The organism is Streptomyces sp. NPDC127092, assembly GCF_042722475.1.
Lineage (GTDB): Bacteria > Actinomycetota > Actinomycetes > Streptomycetales > Streptomycetaceae > Streptomyces.
The window spans coordinates 1-1,285 of sequence record NZ_JBHXFE010000283.1 but is presented as its reverse complement, the minus strand read 5'-3'; the positions used below and the strand labels follow the sequence as shown (position 1 = coordinate 1,285).

2 protein-coding genes are annotated in these 1,285 nt (G+C 74.7%); one reads left to right on the top strand and one right to left on the bottom strand.

Annotated elements, in window-relative coordinates; genetic code table 11:
• The coding region (gene dapE / locus ACFWJO_RS39700; RefSeq protein WP_386873161.1) for a succinyl-diaminopimelate desuccinylase at positions 1-834 on the top strand (834 nt) is incomplete at its 5' end.
• Between the two features lie 61 nt (positions 835-895).
• Here dapE and ACFWJO_RS39695 read toward each other — a convergent pair.
• A partial coding sequence (locus ACFWJO_RS39695) for an ABC transporter permease subunit (RefSeq protein WP_386873159.1) occupies positions 896-1,285 on the bottom strand: 390 nt, incomplete at its 5' end.

Genomic DNA, 1,285 nt, shown 5'->3' with positions numbered 1-1,285 from the left:
GTGCTGTACGGCCGCGGGGCCGTGGACATGAAGTCCGGCGTCGCCGTGCAGCTGGCCCTGGCCGGCCGCTTCGGCCGCGCGGACGGCCCGACCCCCGTGCACGACGTCACGTGGGTGTTCTACGACCACGAGGAGGTCTCCTCGGACCTCTCGGGCCTCGCCCGCGTGGCCCGCCAGGCCCCCGAGCTGCTGGAGGGCGACTTCGCGGTGCTGCTCGAGCCGACCGACGGCGTCGTGGAGGGCGGCTGCAACGGCACGTGCCGGTACCGCGTCACCTTCTCCGGTGTCGCGGCGCACTCGGGCCGCGCCTGGCGCGGCGACAACGCGATCCACAAGCTGGCCCCCGTGCTCACCGCCCTGGCGGCGTACGAGCCGGCCACGGTCACGGTGGAGGGCCTGGAGTACCGCGAGGGGCTGCACGCGATCCGCGTGGCCGGCGGCGTCGCGGGCAACGTCATCCCGGACGAGGCGTCCGTGGACCTGAACTACCGGTTCGCTCCGGACAAGACCCTCGAGCAGGCTCACGCGCACGTGCGCGCGGTGCTGGAGGGGGCCGGCGTGGACTGGGACGCCCAGGTGCGGATCGACGACGCCTCGCCCGCCGCCCGCCCCGGTCTGGACCGACCGGCCGCCGCCGCGTTCGTCGCCGCCGTCGGGGGAGAGCCCCAGCCCAAGTACGGGTGGACGGACGTGGCCCGGTTCTCCCAGCTGGGCGTGCCCGCGGTCAACTTCGGCCCCGGAGACGCCCTGCTGGCCCACACGGACGACGAGCACGTGTCCCGCGAGGCGGTCCACGCGTGCCTCGCGGCGCTCACGGCCTGGCTGGCCGGCTGACCCGACGACGTCGGCCGGTGCCAGCCGCCCGACCCGCGGGCCCGCCTCGCCCGCCGCCCGGTCAGCCCGCTGTGTCCGTGGGCGCCCCGACGCGCGGGGTCGTGGGGGCGCTGGCGTCGCCGGCCGTCCGCGACGACAGCCGCCGCGAGAGCCGGGTGGCCGCCCAGGTGAGGAGGAAGTTGATCACGATGAAGATCATCGCGGCCACCACGAGGGACTGCAGGATGTTGCCGTTGCCGGAGCCGAGCTGGCGGGCGTAATGCAGGAGTTCGAAGAAGCCGATGAGGTAGCCCAGCGCCGAGTCCTTGAGGATCACCACGAACTGGCTCAGCAGCGACGGCAGCATGGCGATGAGGGCCTGGGGCACCTCCACGAGCCGGAGGGACTGGGTGTTAGTCATGCGCACCGCCGCGGCCGCCTCGCGCTGGCCGCGCGGCAGCGAGCGCACCCC